Source organism: Leptolyngbya sp. BL0902 (genome assembly GCF_016403105.1).
In the GTDB taxonomy this organism is placed as follows: Bacteria; Cyanobacteriota; Cyanobacteriia; order Phormidesmidales; family Phormidesmidaceae; genus Nodosilinea.
In genome coordinates this window covers 159,722-185,553 of the sequence record NZ_CP046155.1, presented here as the reverse complement: position 1 = coordinate 185,553, position 25,832 = coordinate 159,722, and the positions used below count along the sequence as shown (strand labels likewise).

Below are 25,832 nucleotides of genomic sequence, written 5' to 3'. Positions count from 1 at the left end.
AACAGCAACGGACTTTGATCTGGAATATATCTAGGTAGGCGTGTATAGAGCATTACCCTGAATTGCGTTATCGTCACTTGTATCACCCCCCTATTGCCATGACTCCAGCCGAATTTGAAGCCCGCTATCAAGAACAGGTACGCGACATTTTGACCCGTCTGCAATCGGCCATGGCCACCTCCTCTCAGCTAGAAGCCTCCATGGTAGAAATCGGTGAATCGGTGCAGCGCCTTAGCCGCGAGGTCGAACAATTTCTGCTAGCCCAACGATCCTCCCAGCCCAATCCACCGTCCTAGGCCAGGGTTTCCATGGCCCTAGCGGGAGCATTGCCCTCTAGCCGCCCTCAGCGAACCAACGCCGACTGGATTGCTTGGACAAGATGTTTCATCCGCACGGGTTTGATCAAATACTGATGGACACCGAGGGCCAAGGCGCGTTCTTGATGATCCACAAAGGCATAGCCCGATACCACCACCACCGGAAGCTGTGGCCCGCCCCCAGGGGTTTGCAGTTGCTCTAGAATGCAGTAACCGTCGGGGTCTGGCAGGCCCAGGTCTAACACTAGCAGATCGGGCTGAAAGGCGTGGAGGGTGGGGCCAAGCTCGGTGCCATCGGCTAGGGCAAGCACCACAAACCCCGCATAGGTCAAATAGTCAGAAAAGAGCAATCGGTTAGCATAGTCATCCTCAATCACGAGAATGCGAGGCGGTGGGGTAAGGGTCGGCTGGGATAACGCCATAGTCTGTGGAGGTGCGCGGAGGTATCACTAACCGTGCTTCCCACGGTGAGGATTGGGGTTGGATGAAATAGGGATATTCGCCATTCGCCTGCCCTTCAACCTTAGAACGAGAAACCGGGTGTATGGCGTTGCTACACCATTAAAGCAGCAATAGTTAGGGGGAAAACCCTAAGACACTAACGTTTATAACCTAAAGCCATGGCCTGCAAGGCTGCTTATCTAACTTTCTGGGGAGGCCCACCCCAAAAAACAGCCGAAGGCATAAGCCCTCGGCTGCGATGGGATTGTGTGGGAAGGACGCTGAGTCTAGCGTTTCAGACTAACGCTTGAGTCTGGTACTGAGAAGGCCAAGGGCACCATGCCCTGACCGTCAGATCCGTCATGGCTGGCTTCCGTGGCTACCCTCAACAGCCCTCTGGGCCGCAGAAGCTATGGGCGTACAGCACTTCAGCATCACAGATGTAGATAATGCCCGCATAGTCATTGAAAAACTGCATGGCCACTTTATCGGCAATGGCGAGGGCCATGTCTTGGGTATCGGTCAGCACCTCAAACTTGATATTCGAGGTGGTATCGGAAACGCTGGGCTGGCCAGAGGATCGCATATTGCGGCTGCCCTTACCGCCCGTTTCGACCACGGTATAGCCGCTGGCCCCAGCGGCATCAATGATTTTGGCGATCTGTTTTAGCAGCAGTTTTTCGGTGATGATGACAAGTTTTTTAGCTGGCTTAGACATGGCGGCGACCTCCTTACAAATTGGGTAATTGAGTTACTGGGTCTTGAGTCATTAGGGTATTGCATTCCTGGGCCATCCCCGTGGGGTATGGGCTGACCCAGAGTTTTTTCGGCTTAGCTCCCCATCAGCGCCTGGGCCAGACCCACAAAGAACGGGATGCAAAGGGCAATGGCAACCGGAGTACCGATGGCGGTGGAGGCCCCAATGTAGGCGGAGGGGTTAGCCGAGGGAATGCCCGCTCGCAGGGTGGGAGGCCCCGAGATATCGGAGCTGGAGGCGGCAATGACGGCCATAAGCGCCACACCGCCCGGACTGAAGCCTGTAACGTAGTGGGCAATCATCCCCAACCCAAAGGCGATAAACCCGTGCACAAAGGGAGCCACAAAGGCGTAGAGGGCGTACCACTGGGCTACCTTGCGGAGCTCGTTCAGTCTTGCCCAGGCTTCCATCCCCATAATCAGCATCAGGATAGACAGCAGCCCCCGGAAGAGGGGATCGTAAAAGCTTTCGTAGACGCTTTCGGGCCGGGTGAGAATACCGAGGGCCATCCCCAGTAGCAGAGCCGAAAGGGCCGATCCCTGGAGGCTTTCTTTGACGATGGGCCAAACCCGAACTTTGCCGCTGGCAGAACCGTCCGATGCACTGGCATAGCTACCGCCAGAACCGCCCGATTCGCCAGCATAGCCGGAGGAGCCCCCGCCCACCTCATCGGCATAGCCACCGACGGCAACGGGCTGTCTATCCCCATACTCCTGACTGAGGAACTTCTCATTTTTGAGATACTTCTCACGCTTCTGTTTGCTGCTGTAGAGGCTGGCCATCACAATCGCCATCACCAGCGCTGAGATATCCATAAAGGGATAGAGGGCACTGGCCCAAGCCTCGAAGGCCATGCCTTGGCCCTCCAACATGGTGATGCCCGCCACCATGGTCGAACCACTAACGGCACCGAATAATCCTGCCGTTGCTAGGGCATCTACAACGCGGATACCGGGCAGCTTGGCGAAGGTATAGCGACCGATCAACACGATCACAATCCCGGTCACGACCGCAAACACGGCAGGGAGCAGCATTTCTGCCAGGTTGGCCTCGCGAACGGCCATACCCCCGGTCAGGCCGACCTTGATCAGCAGCATGAACACGATGAACTTATAGATGGCGTCGGGAATTGCCAGTTCGCTACCGAGGGCAGCAATGATGACGCCGCCAATCAAAAACCCCAGGGTGGGGGACTGCAACTGTGAACCAAACCGGGCCAAAAAATCGAGTATGAAATCCACGAAAACCTCCTTCCACCTCCCCTGTCGAGGAGTGGTAATTGTGATGAGTGGGCGTTTGAGAATTCGGTAAAAGGATTGAAGAATGCGGGGGTGTAGCGCTTCACCCCCACAGCACAGGTGTTAACAAGGAGCCTGCCGACAGGCTGATCAGAGATGGCCGATCTCTGAATAGGGCTGGAAGGCGACCGCTGGCCTACCTCACCTTCCATAGATTCAAGCCTATTAAGCCTTGAATCTCTATGAGCCTAAGTCTATCCTGAGACAGATGGATTTTTGACGCCCTCTGCAATGAAGTTGCAACGCAATGTCAAATCCATTTGATAAGTTTTTCTTTTCAGCTCCGCAATTCACTATAGGCAAGGTTAATGTGAATCGTTTGCACAGAGATTCCTCAATGTATGGTGTGTGCGCCATGTATAGTGCCATGGGCCAACCGGGCTGAAGTGGGGTGATCCAGCTCGGTTTAGCAAGACTGGAGCTAGGCGTTCAGGGAGGCCATGCTGCCCCCAACGAGAGCGGGCAACCTGACCACGAGTGTTGATGCGGAATGGGAGATGGGCCTCGGCCCGTCAACTCACTTCGAGCTAACCTGTCCTTAGTCAACCCACATTTCGGCGGGAATCGACGTCGGTGAAGCCTGGGGGCTGGGTGGGCTGTGACGCGCCAGATTAAACCACCCCACCGCTAGCAATAGGCCAACCCCCACCCCCCAGAAAAATGTCCAGGCGTGGGAGGGCTCAAGCACCCAGAGCAGGCGGCGATCACCGCCATAGACCTGAACGATCCAGCCTTCCTGGGTGTTGTCCAATCGGGTGCGTAATTGTGTCGCATTAAACTTGTTCATGGTGTTTGCCCAATGTTGATCCGTGCTGATCCGTTGCGTGTAGCGGCGGCACGCCAAAGCCTGCCCATCACGAAAACACCTGTTAACCCTTCACCTGTGACTTGAGGGTATCTCTAGCCAGGAGACCCAAGGTGCCACAGAAGATAGAAGTCTATGCTTCTGTGTTTAACCATATCTTTCAGTTTATTCTGGGCGTTGCGGTTGTGGCCATCCTTTGCCCCAGTCCATCGGTCTACATTATCTGAACCCATCTATAAGCTTGGCTTTTGGCCCTAGGATCCATCTAGGCCGCATGGGGCATCTATCTCTTGGCCATCAGATGTCTGGGGATGGGCCACAGTCTCCTTCAGGTGGGTGAGGGTGTGCCATAGTTCGGTGCGATGCAGCCAGCCGACGTAGCCCGCGTAAAGACAGGCTCCACTGGAGGTGGTCACAAACACATGATCGATGCCGAGGGGATGCCGCCAGACGCGAATGACCGAGTCATCTTCTAGGGTCAAAAACGGTTCTGATTGGGGCAGGTCGCGCAGGTGAGCGTCGGTCATGCCGGGGATGGCCCGCAGTTGTTCAATGACTGGGTGCTGGGTGAGGGGTTCGCTAAAGCTTTTGCCTTGCCAGAATTGTCGAATAGTTTCTATTACCCAGGGGTGGTCGCGCATGGTGGCATGGCTCAGCCCTTCCATATCTACAAACTGGGCGTGGGGAACTTTGGCGCTTTCTAGGGTAATGGTGCCGTCGCTGCCGCCGTCTAGGTTGCCTGCAATCACCAAGGTATTGACCCGTTCAGCGATGGCGCTGGCCATGGCCCGTCGGTCTTGGCCCAGGTCAGCGGCAATGCCCACCCCCACCTGGAGGGGGTCAATAATCCGGCCCAAGTCGGCCCCGCCCACCGGAGAGGCCACCAATACCAGGAACTCCACCTTCGGCCACCAGTCGGGATGGCGAGTGAGCACCTCCAGCCAAATCAGCCCGCCCATGGAATGGCCAACGATGCGCAGGGGCGCGTCGGGGTAAGTCTCCACTGCCTTTGTGGCGATCTGCTCCACCTCTTCCACCAACGGAGCCATCCGCAGCCAGGTCATCGCATAGTTGAGACTAGGGGCAATGATGCGGGTAGCATCGGTAGCTAACTGCTGCGCTAGGGCGACCATGTGTTGGTTATTGTCGGCCCAGCCATGTTGGGCAAAAAGAAGATAATCTGGCGACATCGCGGATTCCTCAAACAGCGCCCACCGTATCCTATCCGAGATTTTGCTGACTCGCCGCCCGGCCTTGCCCCGATTATGACGACCCTCACCATGATGCGCCAGTTTTTGCCGATTTCAGACACCCTCGCCACCGCCGGACAGCCCACTGAAGCAGAGTTTGTCGCCCTCGCCCAGGCGGGCTATGAGGTCGTCATAAACCTGGCTCTGCCGACCTCTGACCATGCGTTGCCCGATGAACAGGCCGCCGTGGCAGGTCTGGGCATGGCCTATGTGGCAATTCCCGTGGTGTGGGAAAACCCAACGCTGACGGATCTAGATCAGTTTTTTGCGGCGATGGATACCTACCAGGGACGCAAAATCTTGGTTCACTGCGCCCTCAATATGAGGGTTTCGGTGTTTGTCTATCTTTATCGGGTGCTGAAATTGGGGCTTGACCCTGCCGCCGCCCAGCAGGATTTGTTGAGCATTTGGCAACCTAATGAGTGCTGGCAGCGGTTTATCGACCAGGCCATAGCATCGCTGTAGCCATCCTTTTGGGTGAAGCTCTCCCCTCCCCCCAGCCCCTCTCCCCGTAGAAGAGGGCATCTAGAAAAAACAGGAGGGGCCAGCCGTCGCTAACCCCTCCTAGGATGTATTGCTAGGTTATTGCAACCCAGAGCCTACATTACCCCGGTCATGTCGGTGGTGTCCTTCAGGAAACCGCTGTAGGCTTCCATGCCGTGTTCGCCAATATCCAGGCCCTTCATCTCCTCTTCGGGGGAGACGCGGATGCCCAGGGTGTTCTTCAGCACCATCCAGAAGATGGTGGTAGCCACTACGGTGAACAGACCAATGGACAGCACACCTAAGATTTGTGCCCCCAGTTGGCCCACACCGCCGCCGTAGAACAGGCCGACGATGGCATCTTCAGCACCAGCTTGGGTGAAGTTGTTGCCGTTGGCAAACAGACCCACCGCCAAGGTGCCCCAGATGCCGCAGACCAAGTGAACGGAGGTGGCACCCACGGGGTCATCAATTTTGATGCTGTCGAAGAAGCCGACGGAGAACACCACAATGACGCCCGCAACCAAGCCGATCCAGAAGGCCCCGGCGTAGCCCACCACGTAGCAGCCAGCGGTAACACCTACCAGGCCAGCCAGAATGCCGTTGATGCTCATGGACAGGTCGGGCTTGCCGCTCAGCGTCCAGGAGGTTAGGGTAGCAGCCATACCACCCGCTGCCGCCGCAATGTTGGTGGTCACAGCAATGTAGGGCACCGCCAGGTCAGCCGCCAGTTGGGAACCGGGGTTGAAGCCGAACCAGCCCAGCCACAGAATCAAACAGCCCAGAGTTGCAATGCTGAGGTTGTGGCCAGGAAGAGCGCTCACCTGACCTTCGGAGGTGTACTTGCCCATGCGGGGGCCAAGCAGGGCAGCACCCATGAGCGCAGCCCAACCACCGACGGAGTGGACAATGGTAGAACCAGCAAAGTCGTGGAATCCAATTTCGGCCAGCCAGCCACCACCCCAGAGCCAGTGGCCCGTGATGGGGTAGGCAATGGCGGTCAGCAGCACGCTGAAGATCACAAAGTCGAGGAACTTCACCCGTTCTGCCACGGCACCGGACACGATAGTGGCGGCGGTACCCGCAAAGGCGGCTTGGAACAGGAAGAAGGTGTCTTTAGTGAGACCTGTTCCCGTTTCTAGGCCGTAGTTTTCGGCGGGGCCACCCAGGAAGATGCCACCCCAGCCAATCCAGCCGTTACCGGCGAGTCCGCCAAACATCAGCGAAAAGCCGATGAACCAGAAAGAAAGGGTTGCCAGGGCAAACACCAGCAGGTTCTTGGTGAGAATGTTCACGGCGTTCTTCTGCCGACAGAACCCGGTCTCCACCATGGCGAAACCCGCGTTCATAAAAATCACGAGGAAGGCCGCAATCAGCACCCAGATGTTGTCGAGGACGGTTTGCACATCCGCCGCCGTCAGTTCATCCTGGGCGTGGGCAGCCATGCTCCAGGTGACGACAATCCCGATAGCCAGGGGAATGCAGGCCAACCCAGCCCAGCTTCCAACCCGACCAAAGATCCGCTTTGCCGCTTGGTCAAAGGGCGGCACACTGGCAGTCCAGAAGGACGGCTTTGACCGTCTCCGGGACTTAGAACGATTTTTCAACGCAAAATTAGACATCTTGACAGACGTTCCTTCAACACAATCAGACAGTAGACACGGCCAGTCTGCCAGACAATCTAGCCATAGCCAGACAGCGGCGGAGCAGACCTCAATCAAGGCGCTAACCCTCTATGGTTTTGTCAGCCCGTAGGCCAAACGTGACGCAACCCGGACAATCCCTTTGGTTAGCCTGAGCTAATCCTGGGAAGCCCATGCCCAGCAACCCGGACAACACAGCACCACCAGAGGGGGCTGGCCTGCATCGCTGTAACGTTACCGAAGCTTTACAGAACAACATGATTCCATCAATTCTGAGGCCGTCAATCTGTATCAGGAAATACACAACGCCCTAAAAAACGCGAAAGCCTGAGGTTATTGCCCTGAGAATTGGCCTAACATCGAAATTGCAGGGAATTAAGGCGAATTCCTGCGGAAGGCTTCTACGACCCTTTTCCTAGGCCATGGTCTGAAGGTAGGCTTGGCTGCCAAGACGGTCTAGGTGGGCTTGCTTGGCCAAGACCTCGGCCTCTAACGTGCGGCGATATTCCGCCACTTGATCCAGCAAGGCAGGGCGGTCACAGGCCAAAATTTGCACCGCCAACAGCCCCGCATTTTTAGCATTGCCAATGGCCACCGTCGCCACCGGAATCCCCCCCGGCATTTGCACAATGCTGTAGAGCGAATCTAGCCCCTGCATGGTGCGGCTCACCACGGGCACCCCCACCACGGGCAAGGGCGTGAGGGCCGCCACCATCCCTGGTAGATGGGCGGCTCCTCCAGCTCCGGCAATAATCACCTTTAGCCCCCGGTTGCGGGCCGTTTGGGCGTATTGCACCATGCGCTCTGGGGTGCGGTGGGCCGACACAATCGCCACCTCGTAGGCCACCCCAAAGGCTTCGCACACCTCTACTGCCGCCTGCATCGTGGGCAAATCCGAATCGCTGCCCATGATGATGCCAATTTCCGGCGCTGTCGTCGCTGTTGTCATTTGATGATCTCCTTAAATATGTACACAGTGTGCAAGGCGTTAAACAAGGTATTGGGTAAAGCGACCTTGCCCCTACCGTCCCGGGTGGGCCATCCCGTCGGGGCGAGGGAACCTCGCCCTTCCCTCCTCCCGCTATTCAGGACTTGTCTTTCAAAGGTTTCAAATCATGTCGAGGGTGGAAGCCAGTAGCAAAACGTCATAAGATTTTACAGAAGTTATCAACCGCCCTACCCCTGCCGCCATGACGCTGACCAACGACAAAACCGACGATAAAACCGTAGTCCGCGACTATTTCAACGCCACGGGCTTCGACCGCTGGCGGCGCATCTACGGCGATGGCGAAGTCAACAAAGTGCAGCTCGACATTCGCAAAGGCCACCAAAAAACCGTTGATACCCTGCTGGACTGGCTGAAGGCCGACGACAATCTCAAGGACATCACCTGCTGCGATGCGGGGTGTGGTGTGGGCAGTCTCTCCATTCCCCTAGCTCAGGAGGGTGCGAAGGTCTATTCCAGCGATATTTCGGCCAAAATGGTAGAAGAAGCCCAGAAACGAGCCGAAGAAGCCCTCAATGGCGAAAATGTGCCCACCTTTGAGGTGAAGGACCTAGAAGAGCTATCGGGTAGCTACCATACGGTGATTTGCCTGGATGTGCTGATCCACTACCCCAAAGAACAGGTGGAAGGCATGATCAAGCACCTCAGTTCCCTGGCCGAATCGCGCCTGATCCTCAGCTTTGCGCCCAAAACGCCTTGCTATACCCTGTTGAAGAAAATCGGCGAATTTTTCCCCGGCCCCAGCAAAACCACCCGCGCCTATCTACATCGCGAGGCCGATATCGTCGCCATTCTAGAATCCAGCGGCTGGAAAATTGAGCGCCGCGCCATGACCAAAACCCAGTTCTACTTTTCCCGAATGCTGGAAGCCGTGAAGGCCAGCGCCTAGGCAACCTCGGCGAACATCTTGAGAACCGGGGGCGTTGGGCCTGCTTCAACGGGCTTTGCGGATGTCAATGAGGTGCCCCCGGCGACAATTTGTGAATTGATTTACAATTCTTCACAGATGTTACGTACGGACATTATGGTTAGCCATTTCATTCAACGATCCACGCAACTCCGCACCTTGGCAACGGTTTCCCTAGGGGCGATGTTGTTCTTCACGGCGGCGTGTTCCCCTCAGAATAGCGATGTAGCTGCCCCTCCGGCGGAAGAAACCACCGCCGCTGAACCCGCTACCGAGAGCGAATCAGCGGTAGACGACGAAGCGGTCGTTGCCATAGCTATGACGGCGGAAGGTCGCGCATTTTTCCTGGATGGCGCGGGCGACAGCAACCCCGATATCGTTGTGCAGCAGGGGGATACGGTGGCATTGACCCTCTGCGTCACCGGAGGCACCCACGACTGGGTAGTGGATGAATTTGATGCCGCCACCGAGGTGATCTCCGCTGGAGGAGATTGCAGCACTGTCGAATTCGTAGCCGATCAAGCCGGAGAATTTGACTACTATTGCAGCGTTGGCAATCACCGAGCCGAGGGCATGGCCGGTCGGTTCATTGTGGAATAGTTTACTTTGAGACAAAAACCCGGTTTCTCTGACAACGCGATCTGAGATCATTAATGATTAAGACAGCTCAAAAACCGGGTTTTTCAAAGTTTATAGAATCCCAGTTTGGGTACAGAAACCCGGTCTCGTGATTAAGGTGGCCTATCGTGATTAGGACAACTTAGAAACCGGGTTTTTGAGGTTATTTTCTACGGAAGTCGCCTAGCGCATGACGGGGGGCTGCCACTGGCTGAAGGACTCCAGGTGGCCCCAGTAGGCGAGGTAGCCAATAAAGGCCCAAATCAGCGCCGCCAGCAGCAATACAGCGGCTCCGGCAGTGCGCCAGGTTTTGTTGTCGCGCAAATAGACCAGCGTGGGCGCTGACAAAACACCCCCCAAGCCCGTGAGGATGAACCCCAGTCCGGCAACGAGGGGGCGTCGGGTTTGTTCGAGGTCGATGATACGCGCCCCTACCAAAATGGCGGTTAACCCAGCAAAAAAGGCGTAGACCGTCAGGGTGAATAGATCCCAGCCTTGGGCCAGGGCGATGGCGGCCATTAGGAAAAGCCCGCCAAACAGCACGGTGGTTTCGCCAAAGGAAACGTTGAAACTGCCGGGAACAGGCCATGTCCACATCATGTGCAGCCCCGTAGCGAGGGCAATGCCCCCCACTAGGCCAAAACCGGGAATCCAGCGCTTCATATTGGCCCCATCGAGGCCGCGATAGACAAAATCTGCCAGCAGCACCAGCCCTGCCACCATATTGATGAGCATCAGGGTGATGTAGTTGATAAACATAGGGCTTTTCTCCAGTTTGCTAAAACAATGGAAAACACCGGGTCAAAACCCCGTAATCCGTCAGGATCCTAACAAACTCTAGACCCCGTACAGGCGCATAACGGCACGATTCCACCTTGCCTCTCCTAGAAGGATCAGAGTATGCTGCGGCCAAAACCGTTTTTGTGCCATGGCTGCTATTTCTCCCTCCGTAGATTTCCGTTCTGATACCGTGACCTGGCCCACCGACGAGATGCGGGCGGCCATGGCGGCGGCTGAGGTGGGGGACGATGTCTATGGCGAAGACCCCACGATCTCGGCCCTGGAAGCTTTAGCAGCGGCAATGCTGGGCAAAGAGGCGGGACTGTTTGTGACCAGCGGCACCCAGGGCAATTTGATCGCCGCCCTCAGCCATGCCCAACGGGGCGATGAGGCCATCATGGGAGAAGACGCCCATACCTATTGCTGGGAAGCCGGAGGCATAGCCGTTTTGGGCGGCATCACCCCGCGCCCGTTGCCCACCGATAGCCGGGGACGGATGGATCTAGACCAAATCCGGGCGGCGATTCGGGAGGACGACCCTCACCTGCCCACCAGCCGATTGATTCTGCTGGAAAATAGCTCCGGCGGCAACCATGGGGCGGCGATTGAAGCCGAGTATTTTGAGGCCGTTCATGCCATTGCCCAATCCCACAATCTGAGGGTTCACCTGGACGGTGCCCGCCTCTTCAACGCCGCAACGGCCCTGAAATGTGACCCCACCGCCATCACACAATGGGTCGATTCCGTCAGCATTTGCTTGAGCAAGGGGCTGTGTGCGCCCGTGGGCTCGGTGCTGGTGGGTAGCCAAGACTTCATCAAAACCGCCCGACGTAATCGAAAATTACTCGGCGGCGGCCTGCGACAGGCTGGGGTGCTCGCCGCTGCTGGCCTGATTGCCCTCAAAACCATGAGCCAACGTCTCCAAGACGACCACGACAAGGCTCAACAGTTGGCCCAAGGGCTGGCAACCATCCCCGGCATCCTGATCAACCCTGCCCAGGTGGAAACCAACATGGTCTTTTTCGCCCTGGCGGACGATCTGCCCCTCTCTCCGACCGACCTGGTGAATCGCCTGAAGCAAGACTACGGCCTTCACATAGGCGGCTACGACCATCACACCCTCCGCGCCGTCACCCACTATTGGATTCAGCCGGAGCAGGTGGAAAAGTTGGTGGCCGCGATTCGCGCCCTTTGCCAGGGGTAAAACGGTCGGGGGTGAGGCGCTGAAGAACTAGCGTTTGTTGTTTATGGGGCTTGTCGCCATCCGGTTGGGAACCTTGCCATTCAAAACCGCGAAATTCGGAATCCTCAGATTTGCAGCGACGGGATGCAACATCATACAGCCTGGAAAACAGGGCGTGGGGCGATGGCATCCAAGCATCTTCGGTTCCTCAAAATCTACAAAACCGGGTAGAAATGCTCAGCAGCCCCTTGACGAAAAGGGCATGAGGTAGGATTTATAGGAGTATCCATTCCGCTTTGGTTCGGTTGACATTACGGTTAATGCGTCAGCCAAATCCTAGAGGCGGCGTTTAGGATGAAAGAACAGGGCTCTCCCTCAGAGCCTGCGGCCCGTTTCCTTGGTTGTTTTACCCCTCTCTGACCTCCATGACCTCCTACGCCACTTCCACGGCCCGTGCTGATATGGGCGAGCTGCGTCGGTTACGAAGCCTGCTGCCCCCCGAGTTGCAAAGCTGGGTGACGGTGGAATCGGCCATTGATGTCAGTCCGCCGCTAATTACCTGCGAAGAACTGGGCAAGGATCAGGTTGAAATCCAGATCGACCTCGTCAAGTGGGAACAACTGGCCCTCGACCAGCGCAACCTGATGTTCTGGCACGAGGTGGGCCGCATCCAAAACGACACTATTCCCCGCGATGGTTGGGAAATGGCGGCGCTGGCCATTGGTTTGGGCGGAGCCGTGGGCGAACTGTGGGTGCAGGACGGCCTGCTGCTGATGTTGGCCCTGGGGCTGTGCGGCTTTTCGGGCTGGCGGCTGTATAAGCGTAACAACAACCAAAAGACCCTACAAGAAAGCATCGACGCCGATGAGCGGGCCATCGCCATCGCCACCCGTTTTGGCTACACCCTGCCCAATGCCTACAAGAGCCTAGGCAGCGCCCTCAAAACCTTGATCGAGCAAACCCCCAAAAAGCGCCAGCGGGATCGCTACATCAAGCGCCTCGAAGCCCTGAAGAAAAGCGCCGCCAAGGCCAAGGAACGGGCTCGCAACGAACGGGGCGATCTGCGGTCGGCGTATTAGCCTCACCCCAGACTTTGCCCTCGCTTCATTCCGGTCTCATGCCACAGCCTACTTGGCTAACTCTGATTTTCCTGCGGTGCATTGCGGCGAATCCCAGCGACCAGGGTGGCTCTTGGCAGGAGGATTGCCGCGAATGCACCCTACAGGCCAATCCTTAGGGAATTGGGGCTATCAAGGTCGGGTGTTGTATTCGACCTGCTAGGGCTGGGCTTCGATGGCGAGGGAAACGCGGTTGCCACCGATGCGCCGCATATCGCCGAGGAATTGCATCACCTGTTCGTAGGGCAAGTCTTGGTGGGGCAACAGAAAAACCGTGTCGTTGGGGTTGCGGCTGAGGTAGGCTTCCATCTGCGTGGCCAGGGTATCAAGATCCGTGGGCTGGCCGTTGAGCAATACCTCGTTTTCCCCCACCAGTTCCACAATGAAGGGGTCGGCGGGGAAGGGAACGTCGGCGTCGGCTTGGTCTTCGGCGGGGAGCTGGATGTCTACCAAGGTTTCCTGGCTGAGGGTGGTGGTGACTACCACAAAAAAGGCCAACACCCCCATCATCACCGTCAGCATGGGGATGAGGTCTACCTGGGGCGGGGGCGGACTGGATTGAGTCTTGAAGCGCATGGGAAATGGCCCTATCGCAGGCGGTCTGGGGTGGGCAATCGGTCGCCCTGGGCCTCGACCGGGAGTTGGGCGGGCTCGTGCCAGTATTGCCGATAGATCAGTTCTAGCTCGTTTCCGGCGTCTGAGAAGTAGTCGATTTGCTGAGACTGTAGCGTCACCATCACCCGAAATACCAGTAGCGCCAGGATGGCCACCACCATGCCCGCCGCTGTGGTAATCAGGGCTTCCCCAATCCCCGCTGCCGCCGCTGTGGCCTGTTCGCCGGAGCCACCGCCGCCAATGGTGAGGTTGCCGAAGGTGGCAATCAACCCGGTGACGGTGCCCAGTAGCCCCAGCAAAGGCGCAACGGCCACCACGGTTTCCAGCAGTTTGTCGCCCTTTCGCATGTGGACAAACTCCCGGTCTCCTGCCGTTTCCATGGCCAGCCGAAAGGTTTCTGGGGAGGGCCGATTCAGCCGCAGGGGGGCCAACAAAAACCGTCCGATGGGCAAGTCCTGGGCTTGGGCCGCGAGGGCAGCGGCTTCGCTGAGATCGCGGCGGGCGGCATCCAGCACGGCATGAACCACTTGATCTTCGCGCTTCAGGAGCCGCATCCAAAACAGGGTGCGCTCTAGGGCGGTAGCGATGGTGAGCACAGAGCACCCCACAATCGGCACCATCACGGGGCCACCTTTGGCCAAGAAATCAAGAACGGTTGTCATAGGGTTCAGGGCGGGATTTTCCCAAGGAAGAACACAGCATGAAAGACGGATTAACCCTCATCTAGCCTATCGGATGCTGGAGACAGAGACGTTAAGGCAGGGCCATAGGAGCCTTAACAAGGGATTAACCCATCCAGGGTGGCGGCATCAACCTAATCGTTGTCGCCTCGAATGTAGGGGCGATTGATGGGGCGTCCGGTGGGGCCAGTGGTGGATACGGCGGGGGCGACGGGGGGCGACGGGGCCGAGGCGCTGGCGGGGGCAGCGGGAGTAGCTGCGTTTGGGGTAGTCATTGCCGTGGCTGGATTGGCCGTCGGGGCTGGATTGGCCACCGTAGTCGAGTGCCCCCCTCGCTGCTCTTGCCAGTCTAGATTGCCTGCCGCATTAATCCTGACCAGCACTGTTTGGATCGTATCAGCCCCATCGGTGAGGCCACCCACCACGCGACACTCAAACCGATCCCCCGGTTGGTTGGCCCGATACATGGCCTCGCCACAGTCCACAGGGGCTTGCTGCCCGAGCGCCTGAGAAAGTCCCCGTTGGATCCCTTCCTCCACCTTGACCAGGTTGAGAATCACCTTGGAATTGGGCACATCCCACGCTACGCCGCCCCGATCATCCTGCTGGGTGACGTTGATGGTAAAGGTGCCCTCTGGGTCTAGCTCCCCCACGCAGCGAAAAAAAGCTCCGGCCTGCCGCCGGACATCCCTAGGACAGCGCACCTCCCGCAGGGCCAAACGGCGGCCTTGACGTTCGATATCGGCCTGGATGTCAGCTTCAATCTGGGCCACATTTAGGCGGTTGCCGCAGGCGGTCAGGGGGGCTAGCAGGACGGCGATCACAGTAAATCGAAGAAACAGGCGCGACATGGGACACTCTGGACAGGCTGCTTCAGTTGTATCACCTGGGCTGCTTCTAGGCCCGTGATGCAGCATACATAGCGGGGGCATGGCCGTTGGCCCACCCTGTCCGCCATAATGGAACACAGCTCTTTACACTTGTTCACAATGGCTAGAGACCTGCGGCAGTTTTTAACCCTACTAGAAGATCGGGGGCAGTTGCGACGCATCACGACCCCGGTGGATTCGTACCTGGAGGTGTCAGAAATTGCCAATCGGCTGCTGTTGGGCGGCGGGCCTGCCCTGCTGTTTGAGAACGTGAAGGGAGCCTCGATGCCCCTGGCCATCAACGTCATGGGCACCGTGGAGCGGGTGTGCTGGGCCATGAATATGGATCATCCCCAAGAACTGGAAGCGCTGGGGGACAAGCTGGCCCTGCTGTATCAGCCCCGCCCGCCCAAGAAACTCTCCCAGGCGGTGGAAATGGGCAAGGCGCTGTTTGATGTGGTGAAGGCCAAGCCCATGCGGGATTTGCTGCCCCCCTGCCATCAGGTGGTGCTGAAGGATGAGGCGGTGGATCTGACCCAAATTCCGATGCTGCACGTCTACCCCGGCGATGCGGGCAAGGTGCTGACCCTGGGCCTGATGATCACCAAAGACCCGGAAAGCGGCATTCCCAACGTGGGGGTGTATCGCCTGCAACTGCAATCGAAAAACACCATGACGGTGCAGTGGCTGTCGGTGCGGGGCTGTAGTCGGCACCTGCGGAAGGCGGCGGAAATGGGCAAAAAGCTAGAGGTGGCCATCGCCATCGGGGTCGATCCGTTGGTGATTCTCGCGGCGGCAACTCCCCTACCCATTGACCTGTCGGAGTGGCTGTTTGCCGGACTCTACGCTGGAAAAGGCGTCCACCTAGCCAAATGCAAAACCGTGGATTTAGAAGTCCCCGCTGACTCGGAAATCGTGCTGGAAGGCACCATCACCCCTGGGGAAACGGCGGTGGATGGCCCCGCTGGCGACCACATCGGCTACTACGGCGGCGTCAATGAAGCGGCCCCGCTGCTGCGCTTCCACTGCGTTACCCACCGCAAAAATCCGATTTATATGACCACCTTCAGCGGTCGGCCCCCCAAGGAAGATGCCATGATGGCCATCGCCCTCAACCGCATCTACACCCCCATCCTGCGCCAGCAAGTCCCAGAAATTAAGGACTTCTTCTTGCCCATGGAAGGGCTGAGCTACAAAGCCGCCGTCCTTTCCATCGAGAAAACCTACCCCGGACAGGCGAAACGGGCTGCGTTGGCCTTTTGGTCGGCCCTGCCCCAGTTCAACTACACCAAGTTTGTGATTGTGGTGGATGAATCCATCAACATTCGCGATCCGCGCCAGGTGATGTGGGCCGTCACCTCCAAGGTAGACCCGGTGCGGGATGTGTTCATTTTGCCCAACAACCCCTTCGACAAGCTGGACTTTGCCACGGAACGGCCCGGTTTGGGGAGCCGCATGGGCATCGACGCCACCACCAAGGTCTACCCCGAAACCGACCGCCCCTGGAGCGAAGAACTCGTCCCCGACCCCGACACCGCTGCCCTGGTGGATCGCCGCTGGGCTGAATATGGGTTAGGGGATCTCAACTTGGGCGATGTTGACCCCAATCTGTTTGGCTACGACATCCGCTGAGGCTTGGTCGAAGACGGTGAACTGAACGCTATGGATCAGCCGTAGCCAACGCCTTGGGCCACTCCCTGCCCCCAAGGGTGAAAACACTATAAAAAAGGCTACCTGTTTCAGCAGGTAGCCACGGGAGACTCAGCAACGATAGAGAACTCGGCCAGGAACTCCTAGAAGGAGATTTGGCCTTGGAGGTTAAACAGGAAAATGTCGGGGTTGGTGCTGAAGTTGTTGGCGTTCATGATCCAATAGAAGGAGGGCATGACGGCCAGGTTGCGGTTGATTGGGTAGCGGTAGGAGACCTCCACCTCCTGCTGGGTGCCGCCATTGCCGCCACCGGAGACCAAGAACTCTCGGCCTCCCGTCACATCGTAGGGAATCAGGTAGGAGACCGTTCCCAACGCTCCCTGCTTGAAGAGGTCGGGGAAGGCTACCCCAAGCTGGAAGGACTGGCCGTTGACATCGCCAATGCGAGTCCCGGTAGCTTCACTGGTGAGCGCAACGCTACCGTAGCTGTAGCGACCAAAGAGGCCCAGCCATTGCAGCGGTGTCCAGTCAAAGTTGACTAGGAAGGTGTCGGCGGGAGCATTGGTGAGCCGCCCTCCGGCACCGTCATCGGCAAAGCCGTAGATGGGTTCGCCAGCGGTGCCGCCAATTTGGCCCAGGCCGTTGGGCATGAGGTTGGATCGGGTGTACAAGAACCGCAGGTTGAGGTTGTTCAAGGGCCGCAGGCCGATCTGCCCCGTCAGGGTACTGGTGCCGCCAAACAGGCCCACGGAGGGATCACCCGCAGGCCGTAGACCGGGCAAAAATTCGTTGCTTTCCGCCAAATAGCCCACGCGCACATCCAGCCAGTCGGCCACATCCCACACCGCAATAGCCCCAGCCCCCCGGTCAATGGTGTTGACCTGGGTGCCGCCGCTAGAGTTAAAGCTATTGGCCCCGGTGAGGAAGAAGGTATAGCGGTTGTTGTCGAAGTAGCTGTACCAGTTAATCCGGGGGCCTACCTCTAGGGTGAGACTATCGCCCACCGGAAACATATAGCTCAGTTCTCGGACAACTACGTCAAAGTTAGCGGATGGGAACTGAAAGGTGAACGGTGTACCAAAGGTATTGAACAGGCCCGCCGAGCCGTAGAAGTTGCCTGGGGCTGTTCCTGCCCCCGCCGCCAACTGAAGCTTCAGCCGATCTGACCCGGTGAAGGAGGTATCCATGTTGATCCAGGTCAGTGCGCCCGTGGTGATTTGGGCATCATCAGTCACCGTGACCACATCCGGCACGCCGCCCACCCGGCGCGGGGGGACAAATTGCACGCTGCCGGGGAACGTCGCTGTACTGTTGCGCTCGGCCAAAATGTTGCCGCTGGAGAACCCGACCCCAGCGTTCATAAAGGCCGATCCCCGCAGTTTGGTTTGGGTAGAAAACTGTTGGGCGCGAAGGGTGGCCGTTTCGGCTTCTAGGGTATCTACCCGGCTACGCAGGGTAGTCATTTCGGCGGCAAATTCCTCCTGCAAGCGGCGAATGGCCACCAAGTCGTCATCGGAGACGCTGCCTAGGGTGCCTACAATGACGTCTAAACAGGCATTGAGCCCCGCCGCAAACTCGAAGCGGGTGAGGCTGCGCTGTCCTTGGAAGGTGCGGTCTGGGTAGCCCACGAGACAGCCGTAGTTATCTACCAGGTTGCTCAGGGCTTGGAAGGCCCAATCGCTGGGGGCAACATCCGAAAAGTCTGTCACCCGGATACCCTGGGCCAAATCTGCGGCCCTAGCATCCACCCGACCATCGGTGCCGAGGGCCGTTTCCAGATCCGTGACCAGGAACATCGGCATCGCGGCTGCGTCTAAGGCGGTAGGATCTTGAGCCACCTCAGCGGAAACACCGCCCGCCTCCGCCAGCAGCGGGGTTTCCCTCACCACTGCGGTAGCGGCCTCAGCTTGAAGACCGGGCTCCACCAATTCCTCTCCCCTGGTGACTTCGCTCGCCAGGGCCAGGGGCAGCGGGGGGGCGGCCTCGACCCAACCCTCCGCTGCGGCAACGGGCAAAGCCGCTGTCACCAGAAGGGCTGTGGTCAGCCAGCTAGACTGACGGCTAGCCCAAGCCAGCCAGCGGGCGGAAAAACTCAAGGTTTTGACGTTCAACATCGTGACTCCTCACACCAATAGATGGTTATCCCTATGAAAGGCAAAGCGCACTCAACGCTTGCCTATTGCTGGCGATGACCTCGTCTTATGTGGCGGCTAGATGTCTCCTAGCTCCCAATCAAGGCTGACCGAGAACACCAGGCTGCCTACTAAAAACCGATGGACTGCGCCAAACAAACAAGAAATCAGGCGTTTTAGGCGTAGATAGGCCGACAGGCCCAGACTCAACTCTCTCCAAAACCCCTGAATTTCAAGCCTTTAAAGAACCTAAACTTGACCCTCAGCCTCTGTCTCTGCGATGGCCTCGCGGTAGGAAGGCACCTTGGGCCGACCGGGCAGAATAATATTCAGCACAATGGCGGCTAGCCCTCCGGTGGAAATCCCAGACGAGAAAACATTCCGGATGAGGGCGGGTTTGCCGTCAAAAATTTCGGGGTGATAGACCACCCCTAGACCAAGAGCCAAGGAAATGGCCACCAGAATAATGGATCGGCGATCTAACCCGGTGGAGGCCACAATGTTTAGCCCTGCCACAGCAATGGAGCCAAACATGATCAGCGTAGCCCCGCCCAGAACAGGCTGGGGAATAGCCTGGAAGACACCGCCCACAATGGGAACTAGGCCGAGAATGGCGAAGATCCCAGCAACGAAGAAACCCACGTAGCGGCTGGCGACCCCAGTCATTTGAATGACACCGTTGTTTTGGCTGAAGGTGGTGTTGGGGAAGGTGTTCAGCAGAGCGGCTAGGGCAGAATTCACCCCATCCCCTAGCACCCCGCCCTTAATGCGCCGAAAGTAGACCGGGCCTTTCACAGGCTCCCCAGACACAGCGGAGGTGGCGGTTAAGTCACCGATGGTTTCTACGGCGGTAATCAGGTAAAGGATAATGAACGGGGCAAAGGCTGCGAAGTTGAAATCAAAGCCAAACCGCAACGGAATGGGAACCCGAAATAGGGGCAACTGGCTGAGGTTGCTGAAGTTGACCAGGCCCAGGAAAAAGGCGATGACGTATCCAACGATCAGGCCGATGGCAATGGCTCCCATCCGCAGAATCCGATTACTGGAGAGGGTGAGGGCGGTAACGATGGCCAACACCAAAAAACCTAGGGCCAGATTTTGGGTACTGCCAAAGGCATTACTAGCCTTAAACAAGACACCATCCACCGTGACCTCGCTCAAGCCGACATTGCCCTCCTGGGCAAAAATGGCGCTCACCCGCTTGGCTCCTGCGCCCCCAGCAAGGCTAAAAATCCCGGTTTTAATCAGGCTGAGGCCGATGATCATCACCACTGTTCCGGCCACCAGCGGCGTGATGATTTCCTGCGCGAGATGCAGGAAACGGCTGAGGATGATTTCCACTGACGAGCCGAAAAAGCAAACCCCAAAGATCAGCGCTAGAGCCTGTTCTGGGGTAGCACCGCCGTTGACGGCGGCGGTACCGATGCCAATAATCGGCCCCAAAAAAGCAAAGCTAGTACCCTGCAAACTCAACAAACCAGAGCCCACGGGGCCAATCCGCTTGCACTGAATGAAGGTGCAGAGACCACTGGCAAACAGCGACATGCTGATCACGAAACTGGTATTGACTGAATCAACACCGAGGGCTGAACAAATCAGCAGCGGTGGTGTAATGATGCCCACAAAGGAGGCCAAAACGTGCTGCATGGCAACAAAGGCCGCTTCCCCAACGGGTGGCTTGTCCATCAGGCCATACAGAATACCTGTGTTGTACTCAACAACGTCATCACCTGGTTCTGCGGCAACAGAACCCTCATAATCTGCCTGTGTCATGTATCCCCTCGCATGGATGCTTGTTAAAGGTACTTACTGAGAACTGTGGGAAAACCTTTGGCTGATAAATTGCCAAAAGAATGACAATGGAGCCAGCTTTTTTTTGTGCTGAGCAATACAAAATTGCTCCATTTCTCCTCCTTTCAGAAAAGTTTTTTGCCCTATGCACCTACCCTAGGGAAGAGATTTATGGCCTCCCCCGTAGGCTCTAACTGGAGAAATACACCAACCTTCACGTCCAGCGCCCAACTTGGTGTACTGTATACAAGCTTATAGCTCCATCTTCTTCTCGGTTCTGTAGCTGCCAGTACAAGCACGGCGGTATTCCCCCAGAGGCCTCTCAAGCTTGGCTTTCCAAGATGATGTATCCAGAAACGGTATAGAAATGAACAAATGTCTTCTATCCCTGGGGTTTAGGATAGTGAGCCAAGCGCTAGTCCGAGTCCAGGTCGGCCATCGCCCCAGGCTGTCCAGGGACTATTGGCTTGAAAAGCGTTGGCCCAGGGCGTTTTTCCTGGGGAGAGAGGGCTGAGGATGAGCGACTTTCCTGCGTCCTCTTGTCGTTTTGGTGTTCGCCCCATGGTTCGCCTGGTATTTGGTTTACTGCTTGCCGTGACGATCTTGGTGGGGTGGGGCTCACCCAGTTGGGCAGATAAAGTATCGCCCTCACTGCGGTTTGAGGATCCGGCCCTATCGGCAGTACTGTCGATTTACGAAACGACCCCCGACAACCAGGCCGACACGGCCAAAGCGCTCCTCAAAACCAGCCGTGCTTTCTACAAACCTGTCGCCGGATTTGAGCGGTTCGCGTTGTTCCAAAGCACCAACGGCACTCGCATGGCTACTCTCACGCTGTGGCAAGATATGGCCAGCTACGAGGCTTTTCAAGCTTCCCTAGTGGCTGCCGAGGCCGAGGACTATACCAAGTACTACGAAAAATTTGTCAAGGAACGGCCAGGAGGTGGAGCCAGTCTACTAGACCCCCCCGATCCCTTGTTCACGGCAACATTAGCCCTGGGCCAAACCCTGGCTCCCCCCAGCCTGAGGCCAATCATCCTGGGGGAAAATGCCCTGGTGCAGCTCATCCACGTTGATGCCAGCAGCACCGACCAACAGCCGCTCCTGGCCACCCTAGCCCAAGACACCCTTGCCACCCTGCCCAACCGCTACCCAGCTCCCCGGAGCGCTTTGGTGTTCCAGGGGCTTGAAGTGCCCTGCCTTGTTTTGTTCGCCAACTGGGGCTACGCAGAGGAGTTTGGAGATGTCAGCCAAATTCCAGCGATCTCCATGGCTCTCCCCACACCTGGGTCGGCCCCAATCGGCGGCGATTGGCCTGCATCCCAGGGCCTCCAGATCAGCCCCGAACCAGCCCCTATTCCACCCGATGGCGCTAGCCTTGGGGATGTTGGCCCTACAACAACTGCTAGCACCCAGATCGAACAAGATAACCAGTTCTATCAACTCGTTAAGGTAGTTTCACCCAAAGTCAACAAATACGAGTAATCCATAGGAGGTCAGCCCATAGGGTCAGCATTTCAACGCCATTCGTCATCTGCGCTACCACGTTGTCCTAGGCGACCTCGGATGATTATGGTATCCCCCCAGCCAGGCTCAGTAGATTGCAAAGCCCCCGCCGTCCACCCACGGGAAGCAAGCTACACCCCCAACGCTCCCACGAGGAGAGGAGAGCCGGAAATGGTCTTTAAAGGCCCTCTCCCTGGGGGAAAGAGAGTTAGGTTAGGGGCTGGATTGTGGCAAAAGAGCACATTTGTGATTTACCGAGGCTAGTGAATCTTGATATCTAACAACCCTATATCCAAGAACAATATCTATCAAGACAGGGGGGATTCTCAAGATTCCTAACTCCTTTTGCTCTGCCCGATTTCGCCTTCGTTCTACGTCAAAGCTATGGTTGCTACCTCTCCCCCAAAGTCGGATTTTCACTTCGGTCAATATCTTCTTAGCGATGGCCCTGCGGGCTTCATGCTGAGCTGGGTGGCTGGATTTGTCGATACGTCAGCCTTCATCATTTTATTTGGCATCTTTACGGCCCATGTCACAGGCAACATTGCCCTTGCAGGCTATGAATTCGTCCAAGCTGATGAGGAGTCTACCATCACCCATTTGCTCATGTTCCCCGTCTTTATGATTGCGGTGGCGGCTACCTCTCTACTGGCTCGTTATGCCCGCCATAAAAAGTGGCCTGTCTTCGCAATTCTGCTCACGGCTGAGGCCCTTGCACTCATCATTTTCCTATGGGTAGGGGTAACGCTGTCACCCTACCTGATTTTCAATGTTCAAGAAGAATACATCTTACCTATTGGCATGGCTGGAGTGGTCGCTATGGCCATTCAAAATGCCCTAATGAAAGAAGCAAAGGGAGTTTTCAAAAGCTATATTCCTACCACGGTAATGACTGGAAATACAACCCAGCTGACGATTGATTTAGTGCAAATCGCTCTTTCTAAAATGGCTTCCAAAGATGATAAAAAAGCTGCTCAAGCCGCCGAGGAAGCTATGGAACGCATGGGGCGAATTGTCCCAATCATGATTGGCTTTGCTCTGGGGGGACTGGCTGCTACATATTTCGTTTTAATTTCGGAAACCTGGTGGAGCTTGGTTTTACCTACAATTGTTATATCCTTTATGGCAGTGGTTGCCTTTGCTGAACATGCTAGGGTGCCCAAGGAAGACACTTCAGAGGGCTGACCTCTCAACGTGTAAAGCAGTATTTTTGAGATGGAGAAAAGTCGATATGTTGCGGACATTACTAGCGGTTTTGATTTCAGCCCTCTTGACTATGGTGGTCGCTGGCCAACCAGTTCAGGCCAAAACAATGGGGCTTCCCTGGCTACAAGGACTCGATCTAACTACCGATCAGCAGGAACTCATGGAGCAGTTAGAGTCAGAATATGTGCCTAAGATTGAGGCAGTACTCTTCCCTGATCAACGGGCAAAGTTTGAACAGGCTATTGAGGACGGCTACAGCCTGCGTAAAGCCTTTAAATCCATGGCTCTGACCAAGGAACAAAAGTCTGAGCTGTCGGCAACCATGAAAGCAGTACCCACTCAGGAACTATTCGCGGCCCTCACACCAGAACAAAAGAAAGAAGTTTTCATGAAGAAAAAAGAACTCTTCATGCCCACTCCCGATGAAATTGTGGAGAAAATTGAAGCTGGGATGAAGGCCAAGGAAAAGTTTGCCCCTGATGCCCCTGGGTCAGAGATGGCTCCTACGGCAGAAGAAATTGGCGAGAAAATCAAGCTGGGCCTAGAAAAGAAAAAGGAATTTATGCCCAGTCTGGAAGAAATTAAGGAAAAAATCTCCACCAAGATGGAAGCTGCCTCCGAGACCAAAGACTAGTGTGAATTTTGGCTGTCTTGGTTCATAGATAGGAGAGATGCTTTCTACTTTGAACCAAGACGGCTGTGCAGTAGAAAGCTTTATCAGCCTATGCCTGACCACGCGAAGATAATCCATTTACCCTGGAATGTTCTCCTGCCATGGGAGAAGCTAGCTGCCTCAGAGCGTCAAGTTAGATTTATTTCTCGATGAAACAAAGATTGGCGAAGTTGGGTCGATTGTTTGCGGTTGCAACGTACCTCTAGCACGCGCACCCCATGGCTGGGCAAAAATTGAAGACGGGATTGCAGTTGGCTCCAGGTTTTGATGGCTTCATAGTTGACCCCATAGGCGGCGCAGAGGTGGTTCCAGTTTACGGTTTGGGGGGTGGCAAAAAAGTCCTCAAAGGGGGGCTCGCATTGGGAAATGGGCAGCATTTCAAAAATGCCGCCGCCCTGGTTGTTGATGAGAATTACGGTTAAATGCCCTTGCAGACGAGGGAGATTCAGCCAACCGTTGGTGTCGTGGAGCAGGGCTAAATCTCCCGTCAGCAGAACCGTGGGCACACCGCGATGGGCAATCCCCAGGGCGGTGGAGAGGGTGCCGTCAATGCCGTTGGCTCCTCGGTTGCAGAAGATCCGCAGGTGGCGCTGGTTGGGGGGCCAAAACCATTCGGCATCGCGGATCGGCATACTGTTGGCGATCACCACCGCCGTTCCCCTGGGAAGGTGCTGGCCCATCAGCCAAGGGACTTTGCCTTCAAACAAGTCCGGCATCGCCGCGAGGGACTGATCCAAATGTTGCCGCACCTTGCGCTCTAGGGACAGCCATAGATCCCCATAGTCTGCATTAGGGCTGGGCGTATTGGAGACGGGGTCAACATTCGCCCCATGTTCCGCCAATTTTTCCGATACATTTCCTGCCAAATTTACCGCTAAATTCGCCGCCAAATCCACCACAGTCAGAGGCAGGTGAGTGGTGGCCCCATGCAAGGGGTCGAGGTTGCGGTGGGCTGGGTCAATCACCCAACGGCGAGGGTTATGATGCTCTAACCACTGACGCAGCACCTTACTGGTGGGCAACGGGCCAAGCTGAATCACCTGGCTAGGCCGCAGATCTGCCGCCCAAGTTTCCTGGCGCAAAATGGCGTCGTAGGTGGTCACTAGGTAAGGATTTTGTTTGGCCGCATGGCGCAGGGGGGAAAGGGTTTCTGCCAACACAGGCCATCCTAGGTGTTGGGCAATCGCCGCCACGGATTCACAATAGGTTTCCCCATCCACAGGTTGCGATGGGCCAGCGATGATGAGGCCACGGTCGCTATTGCGCCACGTTGACAGGAGATCGGCATTGATACTGGCGGTGATGGAAATGCTGGGTGGCCAAGGGTTGGCCCTCACCCCCGGCCCCTCTCCCATAGGGAGAGGGGAGGTAGAGTCCGTCGCAGGAGGCTCACCTGTAGGTGAGAACTCTCCCGTTCCAGCCTCCCCCTCTCCCCGTGGGAGAGGGGGACTGAGGGGGTGAGGGCCATCCAGTCCACTAGACCCTAACCCCATCCAAAAGCCCTCATTCAAAACCTCCCGCAGATGATCGGTGGAGCCATCGCTGATCGGCGCGAGGGGATCTCGAAAGGGACAATTCAGGTGAACGGGGCCGGGGGCGGGATGGAGGGCTTGTCGCCACGCTTGCATCAGGGTTTGGCGGAGGTAGCGTAGGAGGGTGAGATCGGCGGCGGGGATGGCCAGTTCGGTGTAGGCGTTGGGGAAATCGCCAAACAGCTTTTGTTGGTCGATGGTTTGGCCAGAGGCGCAGTCTCGCAGTTCGGGGGGGCGGTCGGCGGTGAACACCAGCAGCGGCACCTGGCTTTCCCTAGCTTCGATTAGGGCCGGGTAGTAGTTGGCCCCAGCGGTGCCAGAGGTGCAGACCAGGGCGACGGGGGTTCCGGTGCGTTTGGCAATGCCGAGGGCCAAGAAGGCGGCGGAACGTTCATCCAGGACGGGAATCGCCTCGATGCTGGACTCCTGGGCCAAGGCGACGGTGAGCGGCGTGGAGCGGGAGCCGGGGGAGATCACCGCCGTGGTCAGGCCCAACCGCGCCAGGGTGCCCGCCAGCACCGAGGCCCAGAGGGTATTGGTATTGCGAAAATCAAAGGTCATGGAGGCCGCGC

Annotated in this window: 24 protein-coding genes; 10 read left to right on the top strand and 14 right to left on the bottom strand. The window is 56.9% G+C overall.

Annotated features, from left to right (window positions below; all coding sequences use genetic code 11):
• Positions 1 to 98: 98 nt before the first annotated feature.
• Positions 99 to 296: a hypothetical protein gene (locus tag GFS31_RS00800; RefSeq protein WP_198806436.1), complete on the top strand. Its 198-nt coding sequence runs from the start codon at positions 99 to 101 to the stop codon at positions 294 to 296.
• Positions 297 to 343: 47 nt separating this feature from the next.
• On the opposite strand, the gene GFS31_RS00795 is transcribed toward GFS31_RS00800, so the two are convergent.
• From GFS31_RS00795 to GFS31_RS00775, 5 genes are all read right to left on the bottom strand, one after another.
• Complete coding sequence (locus GFS31_RS00795; RefSeq protein ID WP_198806435.1) at positions 344 to 739, bottom strand: response regulator; 396 nt, start codon at positions 737 to 739, stop codon at positions 344 to 346.
• 404 nt (positions 740 to 1,143) lie between these two features.
• Positions 1,144 to 1,476 (bottom strand): P-II family nitrogen regulator, encoded by a 333-nt coding sequence (locus tag GFS31_RS00790; protein WP_198806434.1) that lies wholly within the window; start codon positions 1,474 to 1,476, stop codon positions 1,144 to 1,146.
• Between the two features lie 113 nt (positions 1,477 to 1,589).
• Positions 1,590 to 2,756, bottom strand: coding sequence for a sodium-dependent bicarbonate transport family permease (locus tag GFS31_RS00785; RefSeq protein ID WP_198806433.1), 1,167 nt, complete (start codon positions 2,754 to 2,756; stop codon positions 1,590 to 1,592).
• A gap of 595 nt (positions 2,757 to 3,351) precedes the next feature.
• On the bottom strand, positions 3,352 to 3,600 hold the full coding sequence (locus GFS31_RS00780; protein ID WP_198806432.1) for a hypothetical protein: 249 nt from the start codon (positions 3,598 to 3,600) through the stop codon (positions 3,352 to 3,354).
• Positions 3,601 to 3,872: 272 nt separating this feature from the next.
• On the bottom strand, positions 3,873 to 4,808 hold the full coding sequence (locus GFS31_RS00775; RefSeq protein ID WP_198806431.1) for an alpha/beta fold hydrolase: 936 nt from the start codon (positions 4,806 to 4,808) through the stop codon (positions 3,873 to 3,875).
• Between the two features lie 75 nt (positions 4,809 to 4,883).
• Between GFS31_RS00775 and GFS31_RS00770 the strand changes: the two genes are divergently transcribed.
• Positions 4,884 to 5,333, top strand: coding sequence for a protein tyrosine phosphatase family protein (locus GFS31_RS00770; RefSeq protein ID WP_198806430.1), 450 nt, complete (start codon positions 4,884 to 4,886; stop codon positions 5,331 to 5,333).
• Positions 5,334 to 5,467: 134 nt separating this feature from the next.
• Here the strand turns inward: GFS31_RS00770 and GFS31_RS00765 are convergent, their stop codons facing one another.
• A complete protein-coding gene (locus GFS31_RS00765) occupies positions 5,468 to 6,901 on the bottom strand; it encodes an ammonium transporter (protein ID WP_225907519.1) in 1,434 nt (477 codons plus the stop codon).
• 508 nt (positions 6,902 to 7,409) lie between these two features.
• Entirely contained in the window at positions 7,410 to 7,943 is a 534-nt protein-coding gene (gene purE / locus GFS31_RS00760; protein WP_198806428.1) for a 5-(carboxyamino)imidazole ribonucleotide mutase, read from the bottom strand.
• A 241-nt stretch (positions 7,944 to 8,184) separates the two neighbouring features.
• Between purE and bchM the strand changes: the two genes are divergently transcribed.
• Both bchM and GFS31_RS00750 read left to right on the top strand, forming a co-directional pair.
• On the top strand, positions 8,185 to 8,889 hold the full coding sequence (gene bchM / locus GFS31_RS00755) for a magnesium protoporphyrin IX methyltransferase (protein ID WP_198806427.1): 705 nt from the start codon (positions 8,185 to 8,187) through the stop codon (positions 8,887 to 8,889).
• A 135-nt stretch (positions 8,890 to 9,024) separates the two neighbouring features.
• Positions 9,025 to 9,507: a cupredoxin domain-containing protein gene (locus GFS31_RS00750; RefSeq protein WP_198806426.1), complete on the top strand. Its 483-nt coding sequence runs from the start codon at positions 9,025 to 9,027 to the stop codon at positions 9,505 to 9,507.
• Positions 9,508 to 9,708: 201 nt separating this feature from the next.
• Here the strand turns inward: GFS31_RS00750 and GFS31_RS00745 are convergent, their stop codons facing one another.
• Positions 9,709 to 10,284, bottom strand: coding sequence for a DUF981 family protein (locus GFS31_RS00745; RefSeq protein WP_198806425.1), 576 nt, complete (start codon positions 10,282 to 10,284; stop codon positions 9,709 to 9,711).
• Between the two features lie 169 nt (positions 10,285 to 10,453).
• Here GFS31_RS00745 and ltaE point away from each other — a divergent pair, with 169 nt between their 5' ends.
• Positions 10,454 to 11,509: a low-specificity L-threonine aldolase gene (gene ltaE / locus GFS31_RS00740; protein ID WP_198806424.1), complete on the top strand. Its 1,056-nt coding sequence runs from the start codon at positions 10,454 to 10,456 to the stop codon at positions 11,507 to 11,509.
• Positions 11,510 to 11,949: 440 nt separating this feature from the next.
• Entirely contained in the window at positions 11,950 to 12,567 is a 618-nt protein-coding gene (locus tag GFS31_RS00735) for a DUF3318 domain-containing protein (RefSeq protein ID WP_317135094.1), read from the top strand.
• Between the two features lie 198 nt (positions 12,568 to 12,765).
• On the opposite strand, the gene GFS31_RS00730 is transcribed toward GFS31_RS00735, so the two are convergent.
• The 3 genes from GFS31_RS00730 to GFS31_RS00720 all read right to left on the bottom strand — a co-directional run bounded on the left by GFS31_RS00730 (position 12,766) and on the right by GFS31_RS00720 (position 14,752).
• Positions 12,766 to 13,182 (bottom strand): ExbD/TolR family protein, encoded by a 417-nt coding sequence (locus GFS31_RS00730; protein WP_198806422.1) that lies wholly within the window; start codon positions 13,180 to 13,182, stop codon positions 12,766 to 12,768.
• Between the two features lie 11 nt (positions 13,183 to 13,193).
• Positions 13,194 to 13,883 (bottom strand): MotA/TolQ/ExbB proton channel family protein, encoded by a 690-nt coding sequence (locus GFS31_RS00725; RefSeq protein ID WP_198806421.1) that lies wholly within the window; start codon positions 13,881 to 13,883, stop codon positions 13,194 to 13,196.
• Positions 13,884 to 14,035: 152 nt separating this feature from the next.
• Positions 14,036 to 14,752, bottom strand: a complete 717-nt coding sequence (locus GFS31_RS00720) for a DUF4333 domain-containing protein (RefSeq protein ID WP_198806420.1) — start codon at positions 14,750 to 14,752, stop codon at positions 14,036 to 14,038.
• 138 nt (positions 14,753 to 14,890) lie between these two features.
• Between GFS31_RS00720 and GFS31_RS00715 the strand changes: the two genes are divergently transcribed.
• Positions 14,891 to 16,402 (top strand): UbiD family decarboxylase, encoded by a 1,512-nt coding sequence (locus tag GFS31_RS00715; RefSeq protein WP_198806419.1) that lies wholly within the window; start codon positions 14,891 to 14,893, stop codon positions 16,400 to 16,402.
• A 161-nt stretch (positions 16,403 to 16,563) separates the two neighbouring features.
• Here the strand turns inward: GFS31_RS00715 and GFS31_RS00710 are convergent, their stop codons facing one another.
• Both GFS31_RS00710 and GFS31_RS00705 read right to left on the bottom strand, forming a co-directional pair.
• Entirely contained in the window at positions 16,564 to 18,534 is a 1,971-nt protein-coding gene (locus GFS31_RS00710; RefSeq protein ID WP_198806418.1) for an iron uptake porin, read from the bottom strand.
• Positions 18,535 to 18,801: 267 nt separating this feature from the next.
• Entirely contained in the window at positions 18,802 to 20,325 is a 1,524-nt protein-coding gene (locus tag GFS31_RS00705) for a uracil-xanthine permease family protein (protein WP_198806417.1), read from the bottom strand.
• Positions 20,326 to 20,904: 579 nt separating this feature from the next.
• Between GFS31_RS00705 and GFS31_RS00700 the strand changes: the two genes are divergently transcribed.
• From GFS31_RS00700 to GFS31_RS00690, 3 genes are all read left to right on the top strand, one after another.
• Entirely contained in the window at positions 20,905 to 21,828 is a 924-nt protein-coding gene (locus tag GFS31_RS00700; protein ID WP_198806416.1) for an antibiotic biosynthesis monooxygenase, read from the top strand.
• A 405-nt stretch (positions 21,829 to 22,233) separates the two neighbouring features.
• Entirely contained in the window at positions 22,234 to 23,034 is an 801-nt protein-coding gene (locus GFS31_RS00695; protein WP_198806415.1) for a YoaK family protein, read from the top strand.
• A 91-nt stretch (positions 23,035 to 23,125) separates the two neighbouring features.
• Positions 23,126 to 23,689: a hypothetical protein gene (locus GFS31_RS00690; protein WP_198806414.1), complete on the top strand. Its 564-nt coding sequence runs from the start codon at positions 23,126 to 23,128 to the stop codon at positions 23,687 to 23,689.
• A 167-nt stretch (positions 23,690 to 23,856) separates the two neighbouring features.
• Here GFS31_RS00690 and menD read toward each other — a convergent pair whose 3' ends face one another.
• A complete protein-coding gene (gene menD / locus GFS31_RS00685; RefSeq protein WP_198806413.1) occupies positions 23,857 to 25,821 on the bottom strand; it encodes a 2-succinyl-5-enolpyruvyl-6-hydroxy-3-cyclohexene-1-carboxylic-acid synthase in 1,965 nt (654 codons plus the stop codon).
• Positions 25,822 to 25,832: the final 11 nt, after the last annotated feature.

Bases quoted from the DNA above. Each gene is read 5' to 3' on its own strand.
- GFS31_RS00705 (WP_198806417.1), bottom strand. From the start codon at position 20,325: ATGACACAGGCAGATTATGAGGGTTCTGTTGCCGCAGAACCAGGTGAT.
- ltaE (WP_198806424.1), top strand. From the start codon at position 10,454: ATGGCTGCTATTTCTCCCTCCGTAGATTTCCGTTCTGATACCGTGACC.
- GFS31_RS00750 (WP_198806426.1), top strand. From the start codon at position 9,025: ATGGTTAGCCATTTCATTCAACGATCCACGCAACTCCGCACCTTGGCA.
- GFS31_RS00690 (WP_198806414.1), top strand. From the start codon at position 23,126: ATGGTGGTCGCTGGCCAACCAGTTCAGGCCAAAACAATGGGGCTTCCC.
- bchM (WP_198806427.1), top strand. From the start codon at position 8,185: ATGACGCTGACCAACGACAAAACCGACGATAAAACCGTAGTCCGCGAC.
- GFS31_RS00770 (WP_198806430.1), top strand. From the start codon at position 4,884: ATGACGACCCTCACCATGATGCGCCAGTTTTTGCCGATTTCAGACACC.
- GFS31_RS00780 (WP_198806432.1), bottom strand. From the start codon at position 3,600: ATGAACAAGTTTAATGCGACACAATTACGCACCCGATTGGACAACACC.
- purE (WP_198806428.1), bottom strand. From the start codon at position 7,943: ATGACAACAGCGACGACAGCGCCGGAAATTGGCATCATCATGGGCAGC.
- menD (WP_198806413.1), bottom strand. From the start codon at position 25,821: ATGACCTTTGATTTTCGCAATACCAATACCCTCTGGGCCTCGGTGCTG.
- GFS31_RS00715 (WP_198806419.1), top strand. From the start codon at position 14,891: ATGGCTAGAGACCTGCGGCAGTTTTTAACCCTACTAGAAGATCGGGGG.
- GFS31_RS00710 (WP_198806418.1), bottom strand. From the start codon at position 18,534: ATGTTGAACGTCAAAACCTTGAGTTTTTCCGCCCGCTGGCTGGCTTGG.
- GFS31_RS00745 (WP_198806425.1), bottom strand. From the start codon at position 10,284: ATGTTTATCAACTACATCACCCTGATGCTCATCAATATGGTGGCAGGG.
- GFS31_RS00695 (WP_198806415.1), top strand. From the start codon at position 22,234: ATGGTTGCTACCTCTCCCCCAAAGTCGGATTTTCACTTCGGTCAATAT.
- GFS31_RS00800 (WP_198806436.1), top strand. From the start codon at position 99: ATGACTCCAGCCGAATTTGAAGCCCGCTATCAAGAACAGGTACGCGAC.
- GFS31_RS00735 (WP_317135094.1), top strand. From the start codon at position 11,950: ATGGGCGAGCTGCGTCGGTTACGAAGCCTGCTGCCCCCCGAGTTGCAA.
- GFS31_RS00775 (WP_198806431.1), bottom strand. From the start codon at position 4,808: ATGTCGCCAGATTATCTTCTTTTTGCCCAACATGGCTGGGCCGACAAT.
- GFS31_RS00730 (WP_198806422.1), bottom strand. From the start codon at position 13,182: ATGCGCTTCAAGACTCAATCCAGTCCGCCCCCGCCCCAGGTAGACCTC.
- GFS31_RS00700 (WP_198806416.1), top strand. From the start codon at position 20,905: ATGGTTCGCCTGGTATTTGGTTTACTGCTTGCCGTGACGATCTTGGTG.
- GFS31_RS00790 (WP_198806434.1), bottom strand. From the start codon at position 1,476: ATGTCTAAGCCAGCTAAAAAACTTGTCATCATCACCGAAAAACTGCTG.
- GFS31_RS00720 (WP_198806420.1), bottom strand. From the start codon at position 14,752: ATGTCGCGCCTGTTTCTTCGATTTACTGTGATCGCCGTCCTGCTAGCC.
- GFS31_RS00795 (WP_198806435.1), bottom strand. From the start codon at position 739: ATGGCGTTATCCCAGCCGACCCTTACCCCACCGCCTCGCATTCTCGTG.
- GFS31_RS00725 (WP_198806421.1), bottom strand. From the start codon at position 13,883: ATGACAACCGTTCTTGATTTCTTGGCCAAAGGTGGCCCCGTGATGGTG.